The sequence below is a fragment of the Komagataeibacter oboediens genome, assembly GCF_018491655.1.
In the GTDB taxonomy this organism is placed as follows: Bacteria; Pseudomonadota; Alphaproteobacteria; order Acetobacterales; family Acetobacteraceae; genus Komagataeibacter; species Komagataeibacter oboediens.
Genome location: NZ_JABLUU010000004.1, coordinates 100,751 through 121,882 on the forward strand (window position 1 = coordinate 100,751; position 21,132 = coordinate 121,882).

General features: G+C 63.5%; 25 protein-coding genes. 19 read left to right on the plus strand and 6 right to left on the minus strand.

Annotated features, from left to right (window positions below; all coding sequences use genetic code 11):
* Positions 1 to 7 precede the first annotated feature (7 nt).
* Positions 8 to 586, minus strand: coding sequence for a hypothetical protein (locus tag HNO79_RS05295; RefSeq protein WP_010512879.1), 579 nt, complete (start codon positions 584 to 586; stop codon positions 8 to 10).
* Between the two features lie 250 nt (positions 587 to 836).
* On the opposite strand from HNO79_RS05295, the gene ispH reads away from it, so the two are divergent.
* The 16 genes from ispH to leuB all read left to right on the plus strand — a co-directional run bounded on the left by ispH (position 837) and on the right by leuB (position 15,151).
* Entirely contained in the window at positions 837 to 1,838 is a 1,002-nt protein-coding gene (ispH, locus tag HNO79_RS05300; protein WP_010512880.1) for a 4-hydroxy-3-methylbut-2-enyl diphosphate reductase, read from the plus strand.
* Positions 1,839 to 1,851: 13 nt separating this feature from the next.
* The gene (locus HNO79_RS05305) at positions 1,852 to 2,820 is read left to right on the plus strand and encodes a homoserine kinase (RefSeq protein WP_214164996.1); all 969 of its coding nucleotides are present in this window, start codon (positions 1,852 to 1,854) and stop codon (positions 2,818 to 2,820) included.
* The gene (rnhA, locus tag HNO79_RS05310; RefSeq protein ID WP_010512882.1) at positions 2,820 to 3,320 is read left to right on the plus strand and encodes a ribonuclease HI; all 501 of its coding nucleotides are present in this window, start codon (positions 2,820 to 2,822) and stop codon (positions 3,318 to 3,320) included. The genes HNO79_RS05305 and rnhA overlap by 1 nt, the downstream gene beginning before the upstream one ends.
* A gap of 319 nt (positions 3,321 to 3,639) precedes the next feature.
* The gene (locus HNO79_RS05315; RefSeq protein ID WP_214164995.1) at positions 3,640 to 4,545 is read left to right on the plus strand and encodes a nucleoside hydrolase; all 906 of its coding nucleotides are present in this window, start codon (positions 3,640 to 3,642) and stop codon (positions 4,543 to 4,545) included.
* Between the two features lie 179 nt (positions 4,546 to 4,724).
* Positions 4,725 to 5,687, plus strand: a complete 963-nt coding sequence (gene pstC / locus HNO79_RS05320; RefSeq protein WP_048855732.1) for a phosphate ABC transporter permease subunit PstC — start codon at positions 4,725 to 4,727, stop codon at positions 5,685 to 5,687.
* Positions 5,688 to 6,599, plus strand: coding sequence for a phosphate ABC transporter permease PstA (gene pstA / locus HNO79_RS05325; RefSeq protein WP_048855705.1), 912 nt, complete (start codon positions 5,688 to 5,690; stop codon positions 6,597 to 6,599).
* A complete protein-coding gene (gene pstB, locus HNO79_RS05330; RefSeq protein WP_039734648.1) occupies positions 6,596 to 7,381 on the plus strand; it encodes a phosphate ABC transporter ATP-binding protein PstB in 786 nt (261 codons plus the stop codon). Before pstA ends, pstB begins: the two co-directional genes overlap by 4 nt.
* A 143-nt stretch (positions 7,382 to 7,524) precedes the next feature.
* Positions 7,525 to 8,049, plus strand: coding sequence for a periplasmic heavy metal sensor (locus tag HNO79_RS05335; RefSeq protein WP_214164994.1), 525 nt, complete (start codon positions 7,525 to 7,527; stop codon positions 8,047 to 8,049).
* 189 nt (positions 8,050 to 8,238) lie between these two features.
* Positions 8,239 to 9,633, plus strand: a complete 1,395-nt coding sequence (gene ffh / locus HNO79_RS05340; RefSeq protein WP_048855706.1) for a signal recognition particle protein — start codon at positions 8,239 to 8,241, stop codon at positions 9,631 to 9,633.
* Positions 9,634 to 9,691: 58 nt separating this feature from the next.
* The gene (gene rpsP / locus HNO79_RS05345; protein ID WP_010506467.1) at positions 9,692 to 10,036 is read left to right on the plus strand and encodes a 30S ribosomal protein S16; all 345 of its coding nucleotides are present in this window, start codon (positions 9,692 to 9,694) and stop codon (positions 10,034 to 10,036) included.
* Between the two features lie 45 nt (positions 10,037 to 10,081).
* A complete protein-coding gene (gene rimM, locus HNO79_RS05350; RefSeq protein WP_010512889.1) occupies positions 10,082 to 10,633 on the plus strand; it encodes a ribosome maturation factor RimM in 552 nt (183 codons plus the stop codon).
* Positions 10,630 to 11,376, plus strand: coding sequence for a tRNA (guanosine(37)-N1)-methyltransferase TrmD (gene trmD, locus HNO79_RS05355; protein WP_010512890.1), 747 nt, complete (start codon positions 10,630 to 10,632; stop codon positions 11,374 to 11,376). Before rimM ends, trmD begins: the two co-directional genes overlap by 4 nt.
* Before the next feature lie 31 nt (positions 11,377 to 11,407).
* A complete protein-coding gene (rplS, locus tag HNO79_RS05360; RefSeq protein ID WP_048855707.1) occupies positions 11,408 to 11,803 on the plus strand; it encodes a 50S ribosomal protein L19 in 396 nt (131 codons plus the stop codon).
* Positions 11,804 to 11,942: 139 nt separating this feature from the next.
* Positions 11,943 to 13,346: a 3-isopropylmalate dehydratase large subunit gene (gene leuC / locus HNO79_RS05365; RefSeq protein ID WP_010512892.1), complete on the plus strand. Its 1,404-nt coding sequence runs from the start codon at positions 11,943 to 11,945 to the stop codon at positions 13,344 to 13,346.
* Between the two features lie 2 nt (positions 13,347 to 13,348).
* Positions 13,349 to 13,972, plus strand: a complete 624-nt coding sequence (gene leuD, locus HNO79_RS05370; protein WP_048855708.1) for a 3-isopropylmalate dehydratase small subunit — start codon at positions 13,349 to 13,351, stop codon at positions 13,970 to 13,972.
* A 60-nt stretch (positions 13,973 to 14,032) separates the two neighbouring features.
* Positions 14,033 to 15,151 carry a 3-isopropylmalate dehydrogenase gene (gene leuB / locus HNO79_RS05375; protein ID WP_048855709.1) on the plus strand — a complete coding sequence of 373 codons (1,119 nt, stop codon included), beginning with the start codon at positions 14,033 to 14,035 and terminating at the stop codon, positions 15,149 to 15,151.
* Between the two features lie 180 nt (positions 15,152 to 15,331).
* On the opposite strand, the gene HNO79_RS05380 is transcribed toward leuB, so the two are convergent.
* From HNO79_RS05380 to def, 4 genes are read right to left on the minus strand one after another with little or no spacing between them, the layout of a single operon-like run.
* On the minus strand, positions 15,332 to 16,069 hold the full coding sequence (locus tag HNO79_RS05380; protein ID WP_010512896.1) for a response regulator: 738 nt from the start codon (positions 16,067 to 16,069) through the stop codon (positions 15,332 to 15,334).
* Positions 16,066 to 16,611, minus strand: coding sequence for a MarR family winged helix-turn-helix transcriptional regulator (locus HNO79_RS05385; protein ID WP_244987432.1), 546 nt, complete (start codon positions 16,609 to 16,611; stop codon positions 16,066 to 16,068). The genes HNO79_RS05380 and HNO79_RS05385 overlap by 4 nt, the downstream gene beginning before the upstream one ends.
* A gap of 16 nt (positions 16,612 to 16,627) precedes the next feature.
* Positions 16,628 to 17,251, minus strand: coding sequence for a COQ9 family protein (locus HNO79_RS05390; protein ID WP_214164993.1), 624 nt, complete (start codon positions 17,249 to 17,251; stop codon positions 16,628 to 16,630).
* The gene (gene def, locus HNO79_RS05395; RefSeq protein ID WP_214164992.1) at positions 17,248 to 17,778 is read right to left on the minus strand and encodes a peptide deformylase; all 531 of its coding nucleotides are present in this window, start codon (positions 17,776 to 17,778) and stop codon (positions 17,248 to 17,250) included. Before def ends, HNO79_RS05390 begins: the two co-directional genes overlap by 4 nt.
* A 239-nt stretch (positions 17,779 to 18,017) precedes the next feature.
* Between def and rpsU the strand changes: the two genes are divergently transcribed.
* Together rpsU and HNO79_RS05405 are read left to right on the plus strand one after the other, a co-directional pair.
* Positions 18,018 to 18,221 carry a 30S ribosomal protein S21 gene (rpsU, locus tag HNO79_RS05400; RefSeq protein ID WP_010506446.1) on the plus strand — a complete coding sequence of 68 codons (204 nt, stop codon included), beginning with the start codon at positions 18,018 to 18,020 and terminating at the stop codon, positions 18,219 to 18,221.
* A 92-nt stretch (positions 18,222 to 18,313) separates the two neighbouring features.
* Positions 18,314 to 19,711, plus strand: a complete 1,398-nt coding sequence (locus tag HNO79_RS05405; RefSeq protein ID WP_010512901.1) for a sensor histidine kinase — start codon at positions 18,314 to 18,316, stop codon at positions 19,709 to 19,711.
* 26 nt (positions 19,712 to 19,737) lie between these two features.
* Here HNO79_RS05405 and HNO79_RS05410 read toward each other — a convergent pair whose 3' ends face one another.
* A complete protein-coding gene (locus tag HNO79_RS05410; protein WP_029329209.1) occupies positions 19,738 to 20,307 on the minus strand; it encodes an outer membrane protein assembly factor BamE in 570 nt (189 codons plus the stop codon).
* 189 nt (positions 20,308 to 20,496) lie between these two features.
* Between HNO79_RS05410 and HNO79_RS05415 the strand changes: the two genes are divergently transcribed.
* Positions 20,497 to 21,027, plus strand: coding sequence for a YceD family protein (locus tag HNO79_RS05415; RefSeq protein ID WP_048855712.1), 531 nt, complete (start codon positions 20,497 to 20,499; stop codon positions 21,025 to 21,027).
* The last annotated feature ends 105 nt before the right edge of the window (positions 21,028 to 21,132 follow it).

Consider the following 21,132-nt stretch of genomic DNA (forward strand, 5'->3'; position numbering starts at 1 on the left):
CGGCCCCTTACATCTTGTGGAAGGTTGGCATGACCAGGTGCGCGCGGTTGAAGTCAAGCTGCGCCTTGGTCAGCTGGAAGCCGATCTCGATATGGTACTGGTCGCTGTGGACATGCCGCGACACCGGCAGGGTGATGGGAATGTTGCGCGTATGGGTCAGGTCCTGCATGCGCCCGTCGTCAAACGACACGTGGGCCACGAATTCCTTCTTGCTCTTGATCTCGCCGTTGAACACCACGGCGACGAAATACGGGATGTTGACGAAATTCACGTTCGACGCCGGGCCGCGTTCCACATGCAGCCCGATTTTCATGTTGGTCATGACGCTGCGGTGCTCGCCCGCTTCGCACGATCCGACCACGCGTGTCAGGCTGGCGCGCGCGACAAGGTGGGTCACGTCATGGTCGTTGCCGGAATACTGGTAATAGTCGGCGGCCTCTCCGGGGATCTCCACCACGGGGCAGGCAGGGGCGAAATCGATCGAATCGGATTCGCTTGAACAGGCCACCAGCAGGGGAACGGCGCCCATCATGCAGAATTTCAGGGCGCGTCGTGACAGGCGCGACAGCGGGAAGGCAGGAATCATGCGGGTATTCCGGGTTGGTCAGGGGTGGACAGAATCCCGCCCTGCGGGGTGTGGCCGGGGAACAACGCGACGGTGGCAGGGCGACGGGGGAGGACAGACATGGCACAGTACGTTAGGATCAACGGGAAAATGGCTTGCGCCATTGCCGCGGTTTGCGTAGGGCCGGACCATCGCACGGGATACCGGCGCCGGAACTGTAGCAGATCGCGGCCCGTATCCTATACCGCCCGCCGGATGTTTGGGGAACACCATGCCCGACCAGATGATTCATACGCCCGATAATACCGCCCCCACCGAGGCGGCGCCCCGTGTCCTGAAAGTACTGCTGGCTGGCCCGCGCGGGTTCTGCGCCGGTGTCGATCGCGCCATCCGTGTGGTGGAAGAAGCAATCCGCCGTTATGGCGCGCCGGTCTATGTCCGGCACGAAATCGTCCATAACCGCACCGTTGTCGAGGCGCTGGAAGCGCAGGGCGCGATCTTTGTCGAGGAACTTGATGAAGTCCCCGCCGATGGCCAGGTCGTGTTTTCCGCCCACGGCGTGCCCAAGACCGTGCCGGCCGAAGCCATGCGTCGCAACCTGCTGTATCTGGATGCGACATGCCCGCTGGTGTCCAAGGTCCACCGCGAGGCCGAGCGCCACTTTGCCGATGGCGGACCGGAAAGCCGCCACATCCTCATGATCGGGCATGCGGGCCACCCCGAAGTGGTCGGCACGATGGGCCAGCTTCCCCCCGGCGCGGTCACCCTGATCAATGACGCCGAGGAAGCGCGCACCGTCCAGCCGGCCGATCCCTCGCGCCTGGCATTCATTACCCAGACCACCCTTTCGGTCGATGATACGGCGGAAATCGTGGACATCCTGCGTGATCGCTTCCCCCTGATCGAGGGGCCGCGGCGCGAGGACATCTGCTACGCCACCACCAACCGGCAGGAAGCGGTCAAGGCGATCGCGCCGGGCTGTGACCTGGTGATCGTGATCGGTTCGCCCAACTCATCCAATTCCCAGCGCCTGCGTGAAGTGGCCGAACGGTCGGGCGCACCGCGCGCGCTGCTGGTGCCGCGCCTGAACGCGCTGGACTGGTCGGCGCTGGACGGTGTCGGTACGCTGGGGATCACGGCGGGCGCGTCCGCGCCGGAATCGCTGGTGCAGGAAATGGTGGCGGCCCTTGCCAAGCGGTTCACGCTTGAGATCGAGGAAATCACCGTCAAGGAAGAAAACGTGGCCTTCCGCCTGCCGGCGCCACTGGGCTGAACCGTACCGTTACATGGCAGTCTATACCGAAGTGCCGGAAGATGCGCTGGCTGCGTTTCTGGAAGGCTATGACATCGGCAGGCCCGTCGCCTGCCACGGCATTGCGGAGGGTGTGGAAAACAGCAATTTCCTGCTGAAGACCACACAGGCCACCTTTATCCTGACGTTGTACGAACGTCGGGTAAACCCGGATGAACTGCCATGGTTCCTCGGGCTCATGCAGTATCTGGCCCGGCATGGCCTGTCGTGCCCGCTGCCGGTTGCCGACCGGCAGGGGCGCACGCTGCGCACGCTGTGCGGGCGTCCTGCCGCCATCACCACCTTCCTGCCCGGCGGCTGGTCGCGGCAGGTCAGCGTGGACATGTGCGCGCAGGTGGGGGATGCGCTGGCGCGGCTGCACCTGCTGGGGGAAGGCTACGTTGCCGAACGTCCCAATTCCATGGGGCCTCAGGCATGGACGGACCTGCTGCAGACATGTCGGGCGCGGGGGGACGACGTCCGCCCCGGCCTTGTGCGCACGATCGGGGAGACGCTGGCCCGCGTGCTGCCTGCATGGCCCGGCACAGGCAACAACCCGTCCCTGCCGCGTGGACAGATCCATGCCGACCTGTTTCCCGACAATGTCTTTTTCCGTGATGGCCGGCTGTCGGGCATCATCGATTTCTATTTCGCCTGCACGGACTGGTACGCCTACGATCTGGCGATTACCATCAATGCCTGGTGCTTTGATGACGACATCCGTTTCGTGCCCGCCCGCGCCCGCGCCATGGTGGATGCCTACCGCCACGTCCGTCCGCTGGAGGATGCGGAGGACGTGGCCCTGGCTACCCTTGCCACGGGGGCGGCCATCCGCTTCACGCTCACGCGGCTGTATGACTGGATCAACACCCCCGCGGATGCGCTGGTAACGCGCAAGGACCCGCTGGATTACCTGGCGCGCATGGAATTCTTCGCGTCCCGCATGGATGAAGGATTCCTGTGATGAACGAGGACATGGCCCCTGCTGAAAACGCGGCCACCGCCACCGACCTGGTGGAGATCTGGACCGATGGAGGGTGCAAACCCAATCCCGGCCCCGGTGGCTGGGGCGCATTGCTGTGTTATCGGGGGCAGGAACGCGAACTGTCGGGTGGCGAGGCGGAAACCACCAATAACCGCATGGAACTGACTGCCGCCGCCGAGGCGCTGGAGGCGTTAAAACGCCCCTGCCGCATCGTGCTGCATACCGACAGCGAATACGTGCGCAATGGCATAACGCGGTGGAGCACGGGCTGGGTGCGGCGCAAGTGGCGCAATGCATCCGGGGATCCGGTGGCGAACATGGATCTGTGGCGGCGGCTGCTGGATGTCAGCGCGAAGCATGACATCGAATGGAAATGGGTCCGTGGCCATTCCGGTGACGTGAATAACGAACGCGTTGACCAGCTTGCCACTGCCGCGCGCGATGCGATGGGCATTCCCTATCCCAAGCGCGGGAAATGAGGCGCGCGGCCCTGCCTGTCATGGCTGCGCGGCGATCCCTGCCGGGGCGTCTGGTGAAGCTTTTTGAAAATAGCTTCACCGGACGCCCTGTTTTTTGAAAAAAAGACGGCCATGAGGGCCTTTGCCGTTCCTGTTGGCAGTCGGTTCTGAACCGGCCTGCCGGGGCGGGGCTGGTCCCGTTTCCCGCCCCACGTCCCATGTGGGCGTGCGGCAGGTCCGTGATCCTGTAATGACAGTCGCGATATGTGGATGTTGACGGAACTGTTGTAACACGTCACCACGATCGGTAATCGCGCAACCCAATGCAGGACGGATGCTCATGACACGCCCCATCATTCTTGACCTGATACCCGGCGCGCAGGGAACGGCGACCCTGCTGGCGGCGCTGCAGGTACCAGACCATGTGCGTCCGGTGCTGGTGCTGTTCAGCGGCAGGGCAACCGAGGTCGAGGTGGCGCTGGCGCATGCCCGCGACCTGTTGGACCAGTATGGGCTGGAGGACGTGGCGGTGCATGCGGGCTGTCCCGGCCCGATGGTGCGGGACGGGGGCGTGGGCAGCGACCTGCCCACGGGGCAGGACGGTCTGGGGGCGCTGCATCTGGTGCAGGCCGTGCGTGCCTGTCCTGCGGACAGCGTGAGCATCTGCTGTTCCGGTCCGCTGACCACGCTGGCCCTTGCACTGGTGCAGGCGCCCGATATCGGCGCGCACCTGCACGGGGTGATTGTGGATGGCGGGGCGTTTTACGTGCATGGCGACGCCACGACAGTGGCCGAACGCAACATTGCGGCCGATCCGGAAGCGGCGGCCACGGTGCTGGCGGCGGGCGTGCCCGTCACCCTCGTGCCGTTGGACTGCACGGCGCGCCTGAAGGCGGATGCGGTGTGGATGGAACAGCTTGAACCGATGGGGCGCGTGCCGGCTTCGATCGCGGGGCGGGTGCATGCGGAACTGGTGGCGGCACGCAACGGGGGCGCGCGGGGCAGCGGGGTGGATGTTTCGCTGCGTGCGGTGGCCCCGCTGCTGGCGCTGCTCAGCCCGGGGATTTTCAGCGGGCATATGGCGCATGTCGATGTGGAATGCCGCGGGGCGTTTACCCGTGGCATGACCGTGGCGCGGCGCATGGGGCCGCCGGGCGTGCAGCCCAACGTGCTGCTGCTCGATCGCATGTCGGTTGATGCGGGGCGTGGTGTGCTGCGTGACCTGTTGCTGAGCGTGCAGGCATGACCGGCGCGGACCATCGGAATTGCACAAAAATACAACGATCTGGTGCAAACTTGGGCCGCAGGCGATCATGACGGTTGCAGAACCGCCGCTCCGTCCAGTATTGGTCCCCGCATTCCGGTGCGTCCGTGGGCGCGAGTGTTGAGAACAGTGAAGCGTGTGGCGGCGCGGAGGTCTTCTGTATGGATCGGTCTGCAACATCCCCTTCAGCCCTGACGGGGGTGGTGAGGGGAAACGGTGACGCCGTATTCGCCACCATTGTGCGTTGCGCCGCCGCCCTGATCCTGCTGGGGCTGGGGGGGATGGTGGCCGTCATGGCGTGGGGCGCGCGCGGTGCGTTCGCGACGTTTGGCCCTGCCTTCATCGTGGACAAGGCGTGGAATCCCGTTACCCAGCATTTTGGCGCTGCTGCCCCCGTATTCGGCACGCTGGTCACGGCCCTGCTGGCCATTGCGCTGGCGGTGCCGCTGGCTTTTGGCATTGCAGTCTGGCTGACGGAAATTGCTTCGGCCCGCATTGCCGGTGTCATCGGCACGCTTATCCAGCTTCTGGCGGCGGTGCCGTCCATTATTTTCGGCATGTGGGGCTTTGCCGTGCTGGTGCCCTTCATGGCGCATTACGTGGAACCATTCGCCGGCCATACGCTGGGGCGCGTGCCGGGCATCGGCCCGCTGTTTCGTGGCGCGCCCTATGGCACCGGCTTCCTGACGGGTGGCATGATCCTGGCGGTCATGATCACGCCGTTCATTTCCGCCGTCATGCGTGACGTGTTCCTGTCCATGCCCGCCGTGCTGAAGGAAAGTGCCTATGGGCTGGGCATGACGCGGTGGGAAGTGGTGCGCCGCATCATCCTGCCCTGGTCGCGCACATCCGTGGTGGGGGGGATCATGCTGGGGCTGGGGCGTGCACTGGGGGAGACAATGGCGATCACGTTCGTCATCGGCAACGCGAACCATATTGGCTGGTCGCTGTTTTCGCCCGGTAATACCATTGCATCGCTGATCGCGCTGGAATTTCCTGAAAGTGCTATGGGAAGTCTCAAGTTTTCGTCGCTGATGGCCGCGGGTTTCCTGCTTATGCTGATTTCACTTGGAACACTGGTCTGTTCGCGGCTGCTGCTGCGCACCCGGGCGGCGGGTCGATAGATGGCCGGCCGCGAGAACACGACAGCCGTGGCGACTGCCGCGCCATGTGCTTCCGGCCGGTGGCAGGGCAACAGCCTGTCCGATATGCGCCGGCGCATGGTGGACCGGGTGGCGACGGGCCTGTGCTGGCTTGCCACGGTCCTTGTGCTGCTCATGCTGTTTTCCATCCTGTTCGTGCTGGTGCGCAACGGGCTGGGTGGGCTGCGCTGGGTTACGTTCGTGCATGTCACCCTGCCGCCGGGGCAGGGGGGCGGCCTTGCCAATGCCATCGTGGGCAGCCTGATCCAGACCGGGCTGGCCGTGCTGATCGGTGCGCCGGTGGGGCTGCTGGTCGGGATCTACCTTGCGGAATTTACGGCCACGGACGGGCGGTTCATCAATCTGGTCCGGTTCGTATCCGATCTGCTGCTGTCCGCGCCGTCCATTCTGGTGGGGCTGTTCATCTATATGATCGTGGTGGTGCCGACGGGGCATTTTTCCGGCATGGCGGGGGCGCTGGCGCTGTCCATGCTGGTGGTGCCGGTCGTGGTACGCACCACCGAGGACATGCTGCGCCTGGTGCCGCTGTCCATGCGTGAGGCGGCGATCGCGCTGGGCGCGCCACGGTGGCGGGTCATCCTGTTTGTCTGCCTGCGCGCCGCGCGTGACGGGGTGGCGACGGGCATCCTGCTGGCCCTTGCCCGTGTATCGGGCGAAACGGCGCCCCTGCTGTTTACCTCGCTTGGCAACATGAACTGGTCGGTATCCCCTGCCGCACCCATGGCCAGCCTGCCGGTGACCATCTACCAGTATGCCGGCGCAGCGTATGAAGACTGGACCGCGCTGGCGTGGACCGGGGCGCTGCTGATTACGGCAGGCATCCTTATGATCAACATAACCGTGCGGCTGGGGCTGGGACGTAACAGGAAATGAACATGACAGTGGCGGAAAAACAGCCGGTGCCAGCCGCGATTTCGGTGCGTAACCTCGATTTCTATTATGGCGCGAACCATGCGCTCAAGAATATCTCGATCGATTTCCCGCAGGGGCAGGTGACGGGCATGATCGGCCCGTCCGGGTGTGGCAAGTCCACGCTGCTGCGCGTACTCAACCGCATGTATGACCTCTATCCCGGCCAGCGCGCGACGGGGGAAGTCATTTTTGACGGCTGCAACATTCTTGGCCCGAAGGTGAACCTGAACGTGCTGCGGGCACGGGTGGGCATGGTGTTCCAGAAGCCCACGCCGTTCCCCATGTCGATCTATGACAACATCGCCTTTGGCGTGCGGCTGCATGAACGCCTTGACCGTACCGCCATGGATGCGCGGGTGGAGGATGTGCTCAAGCGCGTCGCCCTGTGGCCCGAGGTGCGCGACAGGCTGCACGATTCGGCGGCCGCGCTGTCGGGCGGGCAGCAACAGCGCCTGTGCATCGCACGGACCATCGCGACCCGGCCCGAAGTCGTCCTGCTTGATGAACCGACCAGTGCGCTCGATCCCGTGTCCACCGCCCGGATTGAGGAACTTCTGGATGAACTGAAGGCGGATTTCACCATCGCCATCGTGACCCACAACCTGCAGCAGGCCGCGCGCTGCGCCGATCAGGTGGCCTTTTTCTATATGGGGGAAGTGGTGGAAGTGGACAGCGCCGACCGCATGTTTACCGCCCCGCGCGAGAATCGTACGCAGGATTACATCACGGGCCGTTTCGGATAGGGCCGCATGCCTTACATTTTGTAGCAAGGTTTGCACACATTGAACACCTCCGCTGGTGTAGCGTTACGCTTACAGGCCTTGCATGATGACCGCGCGCCATGCAGGGTAGAAGGTAAGTTATAACAGGAGTAGACTAGGTCCCCATGATGAAGAAAATGATTCTGGCCGCCACGATCGTTGGCGGTATGGCTGCAGGTTTCTCCGGTCAGGCCGTCGCCGCGCACCACCATGCTCCCCCGCCGCCGCCGCCGGGTGGCTGTGGCATGATGGGTGGTCCGGGTGGCCCCGGCGGTTTCGGCATGCCGTTCCTGGGGAACGTGCAGCTGACCGCCGCGCAGCACAAGAAGCTGAAGGCCATCCTGCAGGACAGCCATCCTGACTTCCGTGCCGACATGGAAAAGGAGCACCAGCTCCACAAGCAGATCCAGGACCTGCTGGTCGTGCCGGGCAAGGTTGATGAAGCCCAGATCGTCAGCCTTCAGCAGCAGATCACCGCGATTCATCAGCAGCATGAAGCCGGTCGCCTGCAGACGGCCATCCGCATCCATGACATCCTGACCACGGACCAGCTGAACCAGATCCGTGACACGCAGGACAAGGTTGCCAGCCTGCATGAGCAGCTGCGTGCGCTGACGGCCCCGCCGGCGCCCGAAGATGCCAAGAAGTAAGACGCCCTGCCTGCTTCATGCAGGCTGAGGATTGAAAGGCGGCTGCCCGGCATGTCCGGGCAGCCGTTTTTTTATGCCTGTCCCGTAATGCTTGACATGGCTGGGGGCAGGGGATAAATCCCACCAACAATCAGGCACGTCACTTCGCGAGGGTTCGCGCAGTGGCGCGTCCTCTTTTGGGGAAATACGTTGTTCGAAACCCTGTCAGGCAAGCTTTCCGGTGTGTTCGATGGCCTCGCCAAGCGCGGAGCCCTGTCGGAAGCCGATGTTACGGAAGCCATGCGCGAGGTGCGTCTGGCCATGCTGGATGCCGACGTGGCGCTGCCTGTCGTCAAGGATTTCGTCAATAAGGTCCGTGAACGCGCCGTGGGGCACGAGGTGCTGGACAGCATCTCCCCCGGTCAGGCCGTCGCCAAGATCGTCAATGATGCGCTGATCGACGCACTGGGCGGCGCGGGCGCTGTTCCCCTCAACCTGAACGCGGCCCCGCCCGTGCCGATCCTGATGGTCGGCCTGCAGGGATCGGGCAAGACCACCACATCGGGCAAGATCGCGCGCCGTCTGGCGCAGCGTGAACGCAAGAAAGTGCTGCTGGCCAGCCTTGATACCCAGCGCCCGGCGGCCCAGTTGCAGCTGGCGCAGCTGGCTGAACGCGCGGGTGTGGCGTCGCTACCGATCATCGCGGGGCAGACCCCGGTCCAGATCGCACAGCGTGCGATGGATACGGGACGGCGTGAGGGGTATGACATCGTCATCCTCGATACCGCCGGTCGCCTGTCGATCGACGAGGCGCTGATGGACGAGGTCCGCGCCATCCGTGCCGAGACCGATCCCGCCGAAACCCTGCTGGTGGTCGATGCCATGACCGGGCAGGACGCGGTCAATACTGCCAAGGCCTTTAACGAGGCCGTGGGCGTGACCGGCGTTGTCATGACCCGTATGGATGGCGATGCCCGCGGTGGCGCGGCCCTGTCCATGCGCGCGATCACGGGCGCGCCGATCAAGCTGACCGGTTCGGGTGAAAAGCTGGACGCGCTGGAGGAATTCCATCCCGAGCGTGTGGCCGGTCGTATCCTTGGCCTGGGCGATATCGCAGGCCTGGTGGAAAAGGCTGCCGATACCCTGGATCATGAGGAAAGCGAGAAGCTTGCCCTCAAGATGATGCAGGGCAAGTTCGATCTTGACGATTACGCGGCGCAGATCCGCCAGATCAACAAGATGGGCTCGATTTCCGGTATCCTCGGCATGCTGCCCGGCATGGGCAAGCTGAAGGATGCGCTGGGGGACAAGGAACTTGATACCTCCGTCCTCAAGCGCCATCAGGCCATCATTTCATCCATGACCCGCAAGGAGCGGCGTACGCCCTCCATCATCAAGGCGTCTCGCAAGAAGCGCATTGCCGCCGGGTCGGGCACGACCGTGCAGGAGATCAACCGTCTGCTCAAGCAGTATGACGCGATGGCCTCCATGATGAAGCGGTTCAGCAAATTGGGGGTGAAGGGCCTGATGCGTCAGGGCCTGTCAGCCCTCATGCCCAATGGGGGGCGCCCCCCCGGTGGCGGCGGGCGTCCGCCGTTCGGCTGATCCCATAACGTCGTTTCCGTTTTCTCTTTTGTCTTTTTTCTGTCTGGAGAAGTCTTAAATGAGCCTCAAGATCCGTCTCGCCCGCGCCGGTGCGAAGAAGCGTCCCTACTACCACATCGTCGTGGCTGACAGCCGCTCCCCGCGTGATGGCCGCTTCATCGAGCGCGTTGGTTCCTACAACCCGATGCTGCCGTCCGACCACGCCGACCGCGTGCGTCTGGTTGCCGAGCGCATCACCCACTGGCTGTCCAACGGCGCGCTGCCGACCGACCGCGTGGCCCGTTTCCTGGGTAACGCAGGTCTGGCGCCGAAGCCGACCTGGAACGAGCAGCCCAAGAAGTCCGCGCCCAAGAAGCGTGCGCAGGAACGTGCCGCTGCCGCTGCTGAAGCAGCCGCAGCGTAAGGTTGTTGGCGCGATAGACAGGCAGGAAAGGCAGGCAGTCATTCCATGAACCGCGATCATGTCCTGATGGGTGTGGTGGGTCGTCCGCATGGCGTGCGGGGGCTGGTGCACGTGCACAGCTACACCGCCGTGGCGGAGGATCTGGCCACCTATGACGGGCTGGTCGATGACCTTGGTCGCCCGTGGCGGCTGTCATGGCATGGCAACGGCATCGCACGGCTGCATGACGCGGCGGGCCATGCCATTGACAGCCGCGAAGCCGCCCAGCAGATGGTCAACCGCAAGCTGTACGTGCCGCGCGCCAGCCTGCCCGAACCGGATGAGGACGAATTCTATTTCGCTGATCTGGTCGGGCTGGAAGCGCGCGAACAGGGTACGGACCGTGTGGTTGGCCGCGTGGCTGCCGTGCATGACTACGGCGCGGGCACCAGCCTTGAAATCGATGGCCCGGGTGGCAACATCCTGCTGCCATTTACCGAAGGCTGCGTGCCGGTGGTAAATGTCGGCGCGGGATGGATCGCCATCTGCCAGCCAGATGAGATCGAGGTTCCCGTCGAATGCTTTCCTGGCACCGCAGGGCAGGGGGACGCACCATGACGTGGCAGGCGACGGCGCTGACGCTGTTTCCCGACATGTTCCCGGGTACCCTGGGGCATTCACTGGCCGGACGCGCGCTGGAGCGTGGTATCTGGTCGGTGGAGGCGCGTGACATGCGCGACTACGGGTTGGGGCGGCATCGGGTTGTGGATGATACGCCGTTTGGCGGCGGGGCAGGCATGGTCATGCGCCCCGATGTCGTAGCGAGCGCGATTGCCGATATTGACCTTGCGGGACGACCGCTGGTCTATCCCACGCCGCGTGGACGGCGGCTGATGCAGGCGGATATCCGTCGGTATGCGGCGGGTCCGGGTGTCGTGGTGCTGTGTGGGCGGTACGAAGGGGTGGACGAGCGTGTGCTCGAAGCCTCGGGTGCCGAACAGGTCTCGATAGGGGATTACGTCCTGTCGGGCGGGGAAGTGGCGGCGACCGTGCTGCTGGATGCCTGCGTGCGGCTGCTGCCGGGCGTGATGGGATCGGGCGAAAGTGCTGTCGAGGAAAGCTTTTCCGACGGTCTGCTTGAATATCCGCTTTATACCAAGCCGGCACAATGGGACGGGCGCGACGTGCCCGAAGTCCTGCTGTCCGGTCATCATGCCGCGATCGCGAAATGGCGACGCGCGGCATCCGAGACGGTGACGCAGGCGCGTCGGCCGGACCTGTGGGCCGCCTACCAGGCGGGTACGGGTCAAGACATTTCCCGGACCGCAGGCCCCCGTGCCGATGCGGACCGGCTGAACTGAACATGAAATCCTATCGAACGAGGACCGGATCATGAACATCATCCAGAAGTATGAGGCGGAAGAGATCGCCCGCCTGACCGCCATCCGCGCCGTGCCGGAATTCGCACCGGGTGACACCGTGCGCGTCGGCGTGGAAGTGGTCGAAGGCACCCGCAAGCGCGTGCAGAACTACGAAGGCGTTGTGATCGCCCGCTCCAACAAGGGCCTGAACAGCAACTTCACCGTGCGCAAGATTTCCAACGGTGAAGGTGTGGAGCGTGTGTTCCCGCTGTATTCCCCCACCATTGCGGATATCACGGTTGTCCGTCGCGGCGTGGTCCGTCGCGCGAAGCTGTATTACCTGCGCGGCCGTCGCGGCAAGTCCGCCCGTATTGCCGAGCGCAAGCGTGAGGTTGCAGCACCTGCAGCCACCGCCGCAGCCGAGTAATACGCTGACCCTTCGCCCGTTTCCCGCCAGCATGGTGGAAACGGGCGAACCGTTTTCATGCAAGAATTCGTGGCTGCCCGTTGCGTGCGTATCCTGCGCGTGATGGCGGCCTGTTTCCGTCCGGGAGAGGAATATCAAGATGGCCCCGCGCACATTGTTCGACAAGATATGGGACAGCCATGTGGTCGAAACCCTTCCGGACAAGACGGCCATCCTCTACATCGACCGGCACCTTGTGCATGAAGTCACCAGCCCGCAGGCGTTCGAAGGGCTGCGCCTGAGCGGCCGCCGCCTGCGTCACCCCGATGCGACGATCGCGGTGGTGGACCACAACGTGCCCACTTCCGACCGCACCCTGCCGATCGAGGAAGCCGACAGCCGTAACCAGATCGAGACGCTGGAACGCAATGTCAGGGAATTCGGCGTGCCGTATTTTCCGCTGCTGTCTGCGCGTCAGGGCATCGTGCACGTGGTCGGGCCGGAGCAGGGCATCTCGCTGCCGGGCATGACCATCGTGTGTGGTGACAGCCACACCTCCACCCACGGTGCGCTGGGGGCACTGGCGTTCGGTATCGGCACGTCCGAGGTCGAGCACGTGATGGCAACCCAGACCATCCTGCAGAAGCCCGCAAAAAACATGAAGGTCGTGGTTGAGGGGCAGGTCGGCCCCGGCGTGACCGCCAAGGACATCATGCTGGCGATCATCGGCCATATCGGGACGGCGGGCGGCACGGGACATGTGATCGAATTCGCGGGGTCCGCCATCCGTGACCTCGACATGGCAGGCCGCATGACGATCTGCAACATGTCGATCGAGGCAGGCGCCCGCGCGGGACTGGTCGCGCCTGACGAGACCACATTCGAATATGTCCGTGGCCGTCCCTTCGCGCCCAAGGGCGAGGCGTTTGACGAAGCTGTTGCCTACTGGAAGACGCTGGCATCCGACGAAGGGGCCCATTACGACCGTGTGGTGGAACTGCGCGCGGAAGATATCACGCCCGTGCTGACATGGGGCACCAGCCCTGAAACTGTCATTCCCGTGACCGGAAACGTGCCTGATCCGGCCAGTGAAGCCGATCCGTCGCGGCGCGCGCAGATGCAGCGCATGCTGGACTACATGGGGCTGGAAGCCGGGCAGAAGATCGCGGGTACGCCTGTCGATGTCGTGTTCATCGGATCGTGCACCAATAGCAGGATCGAGGACCTGCGCGCTGCTGCCAGCATTGCCGCAGGCCGCAAGGTCGCGCCGGGCGTGCGGGCGATGATCGTGCCCGGTTCGGGCATCGTGAAGGCGCAGGCGGAAGAGGAAGGGCTGGACAAGGTATTCCTTGAGGCCGGGTTTGAATGGCGTGAGGCCGGGTGTTCGATGTGCCTTGGCATGAATCCCGACCGGCTGACGCCAGGGCAGCGCTGCGCATCCACCTCCAATCGTAATTTCGAGGGCAGGCAGGGCCCCGGCGGTCGTACGCACCTGCTGTCCCCCGCCATGGCCGCTGCCGCTGCCGTGACCGGAACCCTGACTGATGTGCGGGAGCTGATCTGACAATGGATAAATTCACCGTCCTTACGGCCGTCGCCGCCCCCCTGCCGGAAGAGAACATCGATACCGACAAGATCATTCCGGCGCGGTTCCTCAAGACCACCAAGCGTTCGGGTCTGGGCGTGCATGCGTTTGACAGCATGCGCTACCGGCCCGATGGCACGGAAAACCCTGATTTCGTGCTGAATCAGGAACCATACCGCAAGGCCGAGATCCTGATCACCTATGACAACCTTGGCTGCGGGTCGTCGCGTGAGCATGCGCCGTGGGCGCTGCTGGATTTTGGTATCCGCTGCGTGATCGCGCCGTCATTTGCCGATATTTTCAACAACAACTGTTTCAAGAATGGCATCCTGCCCATCGCCCTGCCGCGTGACGTGTGCACGCAGTTGATGGAGGATGCCCGTCAGGGCGCCAATTCCCGCCTGACGGTTGATCTGGCGCGGCAGGTCATTGTCCGCCCTGACGGGCAGGAAGTGCCCTTTGATGTCGATCCGCTGCGCAGGCAGCTGCTGCTGGAAGGGCTGGATGATATTGGCCAGACGCTGCAGCATGAAAAGGCGATCACCACCTTTGAGCAGCGCCGTGCGAAAGCACAGCCGTGGATCCCGCATATCGTCCTTGACTGAGGGCGCGCGCCGCATCTCAGCAGACCGTTCATAAAACAGATTATCCGGATGGGAAACGTCATGTCCGCACCCAAGAAGCTCCTGATCCTGCCTGGCGATGGCATCGGCCCCGAAATCATGCGGGAGGCCCGGCGCATCATGGACTGGATGGCGCAGGCGCGTGGCATCCGTTTCGATATCAGTGAGGATCTGGTGGGCGGCGCGTCGCTGGCGGTGCATGGCCAGCCGATCACGCAGCAGGTGATTGATGCTGCACGCGCAGCGGACGCGGTCCTGTTCGGTTCGGTGGGTGACCCGAAATGGGCATCGGCCGGGTTTGACCGCCGGCCCGAAATCGCGATCCTGAAGCTGCGTCAGGAACTGGGCCTGTTCGCCAACCTGCGCCCGGCCAAGGTGTTCGACTCGCTGGTGGATGCCAGCACGCTCAAGCCCGATGTCATTCGTGGCCTGGACATCATGATCGTGCGCGAGACGGTGGGCGGGATCTATTTCGGTACCCCGCGCGGGATCGAAACCCTGCCCGACGGGTCGCGTCGCGGCATCAATACCGAAGTCTATACCACGGCGGAAATCGAACGCGTGGCCCGTGTCGCCTTCGACCTGGCGCGCAAGCGTGACAACCGCGTGTGCTCGGTCGAAAAGTGCAACGTGATGGAAAGCGGCCTGCTGTGGAAAGAGGTGGTGACCGCACTGCATGACCGGGAATACAGTGATGTCGAACTAAGCCACATGCTGGCTGATAACTGCGCCATGCAGATGGTGCGCAACCCGCGGCAGTTTGATGTGATCGTGACGGGTAACCTGTTTGGTGACCTGCTGTCCGACCTTGCTTCCATGCTGACCGGCAGCCTTGGCATGCTGCCTTCGGCCACACTGGGCGCAAAGGGCGAAGATGGCCGCACGCCCGCGCTGTATGAACCGATCCATGGCAGCGCGCCCGATATCGCGGGGCAGGGCAAGGCGAACCCGCTGGCGCAGATCCTCTCGTTTGCCATGCTGCTGCGGTATTCGTTCGATATGCAGGAAGATGCCGCAATGATCGAGGCAGCGGTGTCCAATGTGCTGGACAGGGGACTGCGCACGCCGGACATCATGAGCGCGGGCAGGACGGAAGTGAACACTGCTGGAATGGGCGAAGCCGTAGTGGCCGAACTGGACAAGCTGAACAAGACGGCCTGACCTGTCCAGATTATTGCATGACTGTCGAAACGGGCTGACATGATATTCATGCCAGCCCGTTTTTGATTCCGGGGCTGTTAATGCTCCGCAAAACAGACAGAAGTTTTTGGTGAAGCTTTTTTCAAAAAGCTTCGGAAGGCGCCACCTTTCTGAAAAAAGGTGGCATCCATGCACTTTCGCTTACAGGCCGGGCTTCAGCACATAGCCCTTGCCGCGCACCGTCTGCAGGAATCGTGGCTCACGCGGGTCGGGTTCGATCCGGCGGCGCAGGCGGGTGACCTGCACATCCACCGCGCGTTCCCCGATTTCTTCCATATCCAGCGTGGTTGCGATGTCGGTGCGTGACAGGATTTCGTTGGGGTGGCGGGCAAGAACCGACAGCAATGCCGATTCGCCGCCCGTCAGGTGCACGATTCCCTGCGCGTTGGACAGCAGGCCCCGCACCGGGTCGAATTCCAGTTCCCCCAGCCGCACGATCCGCAGGTTGCTGCTGGGGGCAGGCGGGACGAAACGGCGCAGGTGCGCCTTGAGCCGCAGCAGCAGTTCGCGCGGTTCAAATGGTTTGGCCAGATAGTCATCGGCCCCGGCCTCCAGCCCGATGATCCGGTCTTCCGGCTCACCGCGTGCGGTCAGCAGCAGGATGGGGAAATGCAGCTTCTCCCGCCGCAGTTCGCGGGTCAGTTCCAGCCCGTTTTCCCCCGGCATGGTAATGTCCAGCACCAGCGCATCAGGCTGCATGAAGCCCAGGACCTGCCGCGCCTCCTGCGCGGAGGACGCCGCGCTGACACGGAATCCCTGCTCGCTCAGGTAACGCTGCAGCAGGCGGCGCAGGCGGGGATCATCATCCACGACCACCACATGTGCATCCACGATCATGCTGTCGTGGGGCAGGGAGGAGTCGCAGGCCGTCTGGATCATGGGGAACTCCGGTCGGGGTGGTGAAGGGCATCGGTGGATACGCCGGGGGCATCCGATTCGTCTATCAGCCCGTGCATGACGCGGCGAAAGCCGTCCACAGCCTTGCCGCCCGCGTTGCGGTACACACGCAACAGAACCTCACGTTGCAGGGAAAACAGATGGTTTTCAATCTCGCTTCCCCGCGTGGTCAGGTACAGCTGCCGCCGCCGCCTGTCCTGTGCCGCCGTTTCCTGCCGCACAAGGTCCATGGACAGCAGTTCGCCCAGTGCGCGGCTCATGCTCTGCTTGGTAATGCTCAGCGTATCCAGCAGCGCCCCCACCGTCATGCCGGGCTGGAGTGCTATGGCCTGCATGATGCGGTAATGCGCATGCCCCAGCCCATGCGCATGCAGCGCATCGTCTATGATGGCCGTAAACGACCGGCAGGCAAGCATGAGCAGGTCCTGCGCCTGGCGCATGTCCTCGTCGCGCAGGAACAGCAGTTCCACCCCCGCGCCAGCAGACGCGTGACGGGCGGATGGGGAGCGGACAGGGGGTGTCACGTCAGGCTGGTCCGGATCAGGCGATACGCCCGGTCAGTCGGTTGCGCAGCCGGGTGATGCGCCCGATTTCCGACAGGCGACGGTCAAGGAATTCCTCGACCGAGGCAGGATTGCCCCCACGTGTCAGCCAGAACAGCAGGGTGGATACATAGACACCGCTGAGTGTCATGCGCTTGGTGACATAGGTGAACCCGGTGGAGGTATCCCCCGCTGCCTGCCAGATTGCGTTCACGCTGCGGCCCAGCGTGCGGGCGAGGACGCGGGCATGGGTCGGCACCATCAGCACCGCCAGCGCCTGCCGTATGGCGGCGCGGTGCGGGGCGGCGTGGTCCAGCCGGAACATTACGGCGGCGCGGACGCGGCGGCTGATCTTGCGGCTGCGGAAGCTGTTGGTCGCCGCCATCATGTCCCGGTCCATGAGGTCAAAACACGATTCGGCCACCTGCGCCATGCCGTCGGGGAACAGCAGGTCCGCGTCTTCTCCCGCGCACTGGCGCAGCAGGGCGGTCGTCCATGGCTGGCTGCCCGCGCGCGGGTCCGCCAGAAAGCGGCGCAGTAGCGCGTCACCCTGTGGTGAGTTCTGGAGCGCGGGCGGTTCCAGCGCGGATGTCGCGGCGGCAACCAGTGCTGAAAGATTCATGGGCGCTCTCCGTAACGTGCCATTTCGCTATCAAATCCCATGCGGCCAAGGTCGGTCATACGCATGGGGTAGAGGATTCCGTTCAGGTGATCGTATTCATGCTGGAATACATTGGCCAAAAAGCCTGATGCAATGCCATGGGTTTCCTGCCCGTCCGCATTCGTGCCGCGCCAGGCGATGCGGCGGTACCGCGGCACCCACCCGCGCAGGCCGGGAATGGACAGGCAGCCTTCCATCCGGTCAACCATTTCATCATCCACCGGTTCCAGCACAGGGTTGATCAGGGCGGCGGGCAGGCGGGGTGGATCGTCCTCGCCGCTGCTGCGGGTGGCGGGCACGCGATAGACGAACAGCCGCAGCCCCTGGTACACCTGCGGGGCGGCCAGTCCCACGCCACCCGCGTCCAGCATGGTTTCGATCATGTCGGCCACCAGCGTGCGGATGGCGGGGGCCTGCGGGTCGGCAACCGGCTGTGCGGGCTGAAGAAGCACCGGATGGCCCATGCGGGCGATCTTGAGCAGCGTCATGGACACAAACACCCTTCCTGTTTTGGGGAACATGTATATGACAGCACAGGCGCGCAAAGCGGAGCACGAAAATCATTTGTTCCCGGAAGCGGGAATGATTTGTGTTGCCGGGCGCGAGTGTGATATAGGTGCGGCCCGTTTGGGAATCGCACGAAGGGAATGGCCTCGGGCGGACGTTCCCCAAGTTTCAGTTTCATGGATCATCCATACCGGATGGCAGATCAGGAGTTGACGACCCAGTGCAGGTTCTCGTTCGTGACAACAATGTTGATCAGGCCCTCAAGGCCCTCAAGAAGAAAATGCAGCGCGAAGGCATCTTCCGTGAAATGAAGCTGCGTCGTCATTATGAAAAGCCGTCAGAGCGCAAGGCGCGTGAGGCTGCCGAAGCCGTGCGTCGTGCCCGCAAGATGGAGCGCAAGCGTCTGGAGCGTGAAGGCTTCTAAGCCCTCCGTTATCGGAATTCGGGTCTGACCCGCAAAAAAGCCGGCACCTGCAGGGGAGCCGGTTTTTTTGTGTCCGCAGTCAGGGTAAAGCCATGGATATGGAGTCGTCGCCCCTTACCGAAAACATGCCGCCCCCGGCACAGGGATGGCGCAGGCTGCGTGAGCGTTTGATCCGCCGGATCCTGCCGCGGTCCCTGCTGGGGCGTATGCTGCTGATCGGGTTCATTCCCATGCTGGCCACGCAGGCCATTTCGCTGGAACTGTTTTACGGGAATTACCTGCAGATCGTCTCCCGTCGCCTGTCGGGTGACATGGCCACCACCATTTCCCTGACGCTGGACCTGCTGGAACGCTACCCATCCCCCGCCGACCGGCGATGGATACTGGAAGATGCCGGCCGCCGTTCCGGCCTGGTGATGACATTGCACGAAGGCGCAAGCCTGAACCGCAGCGGGTCCAACCATGTGCTTGGCCCCATTGATGACGACCTGGTGCGTGACCTGCGGGCGACCGTGCGCTGGCCCACTTTCGTGGACTGGAAGCAGGCACGCCATCGCGTGGTGATTGGTGTGCAGACACCCATCGGAGTGCTGCAGGTTGTAGCCCCGCGCAAACGGCTGGACGTGGCGCCTGTATGGCTGTTCGTGGCGTGGGCGTCGGGCAGTGCGCTGGTGCTGTTTCTGATTGCGGCACTGTTCATGCGCAACCAGGTGCGGGCCATCCGCAGGCTGGCACGGGCGGCGCAACTGTTCGGACTGGGGCGCGACACCGTGCCCATCGTGCCCGAGGGTGCGCAGGAAATCCGCAAGGCGGCGATTGCCTTCAACCGCATGCGTGACCGTATCAACCGTTTTGTGGAACAGCGCACGACCGTTCTGGCCGGTGTATCGCATGACCTGCGCACGCCACTGACACGGCTGCGCCTGTCACTGGCCATGCTGCCGCGTACAGGCATGGTCAACGCTGCCGACCTGCAGCCCGATATTGCCGACATGATCGGGGATATCGTGGAAATGGAGCATATGATCGAGGGATATCTGTCCTTCGCGCGTGGGGAAGGGGCGGAGAAGCCTGCCACGATCCGCGTGGAGGACCTGTTCGATGAAATCGTAATCGCTCTGCGCCGGATGGGCGCGCGGGCCGGGACCGGTGCCATCACGCCCCCGGATCTGACCGTAACCGGGCGGGGCAACGCGTTGCGTCGTGTCCTGAACAATGTGGTGGAAAATGCCCGCAGGCATGCGACCTATATCGAACTGTCAGCCGAGCGCGGGCGCAGGGAAGTCTTCCTGTATATCGATGACAACGGATGTGGCGTGGAGGAATCGCGGCGCGAAAGCGTGTTCCGTCCGTTCGAAAGCGGCAATGAAGGTGGGACCGGGCTTGGACTTGCGATCGCGCGCGACATAATTCACGCCCATGGCGGCCATATCGGTCTGGAGGCCGGGCCGCTGGGCGGCGCACGGGTCAGGATTGTCCTGCCGACCTGAAGGGGGCGGCAGGTCAGGCCAGATGATCAGGGCAGGGTGTTGCCCGACCCGCCATGGCCGGGGCCGCCGTTCATGCTGTTCATCGGGCCGGTGCTGCCGCCGTATGTGCTGCTCATCTGGCTGAGGGGGTTGTAACGGCCCACATTGCCCAGGATCTGCTGCATGATGTTGATCTTGGTGCCCGGCGTGGGGGTCTTGCCCGGCGCCATGGAGACGTAGCGGGCGTCATCCTTGTGCAGGGTACGCAGGTTGCGCAGGATGCCGTCCTGGTCAAACGTCAGCACCACCACTTCCTGCCTGCGCACGCGGGGGAAGCTGATCGGGACGATGACCTGCTTCATGGAGACATACAGCCATGTATTGTCATCGAATGTGGCACGCCCGGTGGGGGAACCCATCGCATCCATCACGTCGGAACGCGTGGTCTCGCCAATTTTCAGTTTGTTGTAATCATCCGCTTCCACCAGGGAGCCACGCTGGATGGTGCTGGGCTTGAAGACCGAACACCCCGACAGCGCAATTCCTGCCCCGATGACAGCGCATGAAAACAGGCGTAATGAACGCGAACGGGGCGGAGTGTCCTGTGGTGACCTCATGGTCCGGAAAATATCCTGAAATAAGGGCATGGCGTAAAAAGCGGTTCGTCTTTCCGGTGCCCGATTGGGAAAATGAAGTCAATCACAGATCGTCCCGGCGGTGGAAAAACACGAAAGACAGGGCCATATTTCCACACAGGCGGGCACCAGGGTGCAGGCCCCGTGAACAGACGCGCAGGAGTAGTATGAATGGATGCAGAATTTTCCCGCCCGCTTGCCGTGGGCCGCATCCCGGCCCGTGGCATGGAAACGGTGGTCGAGGCATCGGATGAGGAATGCCGCAGGCTGGCCCGCCGGTTCGGGATACCCGGCCTGCGCGACCTGTCCTGCCGGTACCGGCTGGCGCCGGGACAGGATGGGGAGGTACTGGCCGAAGGCTGGCTGACCGCGCATGTGACACAGGAATGTGTCGTAAGCCTGGAGGCGTTCGAGGACGTGCTGGCGGAATCGTTCACCGTGCGCTGCATCCCCGCGGAGCGTTTCCGCGAGGATGATGAAATCGATCCCTTTTCCATCGATGAAGTCCCCTATGACCGCGACAGCATCGACCTTGGCGAACTTGCGGCGGAAGAGCTTTCGCTGGCGCTGGATCCGTACCCGCACAAGCCGGGATGCGAGATTCCGGCCGAATTTGCGGGCAGTGAAGACGCCGAACCCGAAGAAACCGTGCGCAGGCAGCCTTTTTCCGCTCTGGCCGAGTTGAAAAAAAAGCAGAACTGACGCAAAGGAAGGGGCAGGAACGGGGGGCGCGGGTTTTTGCGTCTTGCGCATCATCACTTGCGCAAGTGCAAATGATCTGTTAGAGCGCCCCCCTCAATTATTGAT

What these genes read in the sequence shown, in the direction of transcription:
- HNO79_RS05295 (WP_010512879.1), bottom strand. Translation starts at nt 586, where the DNA reads ATGATTCCTGCCTTCCCGCTGTCGCGCCTGTCACGACGCGCCCTGAAA.
- ispH (WP_010512880.1), top strand. Translation starts at nt 837, where the DNA reads ATGCCCGACCAGATGATTCATACGCCCGATAATACCGCCCCCACCGAG.
- HNO79_RS05305 (WP_214164996.1), top strand. Translation starts at nt 1,852, where the DNA reads ATGGCAGTCTATACCGAAGTGCCGGAAGATGCGCTGGCTGCGTTTCTG.
- rnhA (WP_010512882.1), top strand. Translation starts at nt 2,820, where the DNA reads ATGAACGAGGACATGGCCCCTGCTGAAAACGCGGCCACCGCCACCGAC.
- HNO79_RS05315 (WP_214164995.1), top strand. Translation starts at nt 3,640, where the DNA reads ATGACACGCCCCATCATTCTTGACCTGATACCCGGCGCGCAGGGAACG.
- pstC (WP_048855732.1), top strand. Translation starts at nt 4,725, where the DNA reads ATGGATCGGTCTGCAACATCCCCTTCAGCCCTGACGGGGGTGGTGAGG.
- pstA (WP_048855705.1), top strand. Translation starts at nt 5,688, where the DNA reads ATGGCCGGCCGCGAGAACACGACAGCCGTGGCGACTGCCGCGCCATGT.
- pstB (WP_039734648.1), top strand. Translation starts at nt 6,596, where the DNA reads ATGAACATGACAGTGGCGGAAAAACAGCCGGTGCCAGCCGCGATTTCG.
- HNO79_RS05335 (WP_214164994.1), top strand. Translation starts at nt 7,525, where the DNA reads ATGATGAAGAAAATGATTCTGGCCGCCACGATCGTTGGCGGTATGGCT.
- rpsP (WP_010506467.1), top strand. Translation starts at nt 9,692, where the DNA reads ATGAGCCTCAAGATCCGTCTCGCCCGCGCCGGTGCGAAGAAGCGTCCC.
- rimM (WP_010512889.1), top strand. Translation starts at nt 10,082, where the DNA reads ATGAACCGCGATCATGTCCTGATGGGTGTGGTGGGTCGTCCGCATGGC.
- trmD (WP_010512890.1), top strand. Translation starts at nt 10,630, where the DNA reads ATGACGTGGCAGGCGACGGCGCTGACGCTGTTTCCCGACATGTTCCCG.
- rplS (WP_048855707.1), top strand. Translation starts at nt 11,408, where the DNA reads ATGAACATCATCCAGAAGTATGAGGCGGAAGAGATCGCCCGCCTGACC.
- leuC (WP_010512892.1), top strand. Translation starts at nt 11,943, where the DNA reads ATGGCCCCGCGCACATTGTTCGACAAGATATGGGACAGCCATGTGGTC.
- leuD (WP_048855708.1), top strand. Translation starts at nt 13,349, where the DNA reads ATGGATAAATTCACCGTCCTTACGGCCGTCGCCGCCCCCCTGCCGGAA.
- leuB (WP_048855709.1), top strand. Translation starts at nt 14,033, where the DNA reads ATGTCCGCACCCAAGAAGCTCCTGATCCTGCCTGGCGATGGCATCGGC.
- HNO79_RS05380 (WP_010512896.1), bottom strand. Translation starts at nt 16,069, where the DNA reads ATGATCCAGACGGCCTGCGACTCCTCCCTGCCCCACGACAGCATGATC.
- HNO79_RS05390 (WP_214164993.1), bottom strand. Translation starts at nt 17,251, where the DNA reads ATGAATCTTTCAGCACTGGTTGCCGCCGCGACATCCGCGCTGGAACCG.
- def (WP_214164992.1), bottom strand. Translation starts at nt 17,778, where the DNA reads ATGACGCTGCTCAAGATCGCCCGCATGGGCCATCCGGTGCTTCTTCAG.
- HNO79_RS05405 (WP_010512901.1), top strand. Translation starts at nt 18,314, where the DNA reads ATGGATATGGAGTCGTCGCCCCTTACCGAAAACATGCCGCCCCCGGCA.
- HNO79_RS05410 (WP_029329209.1), bottom strand. Translation starts at nt 20,307, where the DNA reads ATGAGGTCACCACAGGACACTCCGCCCCGTTCGCGTTCATTACGCCTG.
- HNO79_RS05415 (WP_048855712.1), top strand. Translation starts at nt 20,497, where the DNA reads ATGGATGCAGAATTTTCCCGCCCGCTTGCCGTGGGCCGCATCCCGGCC.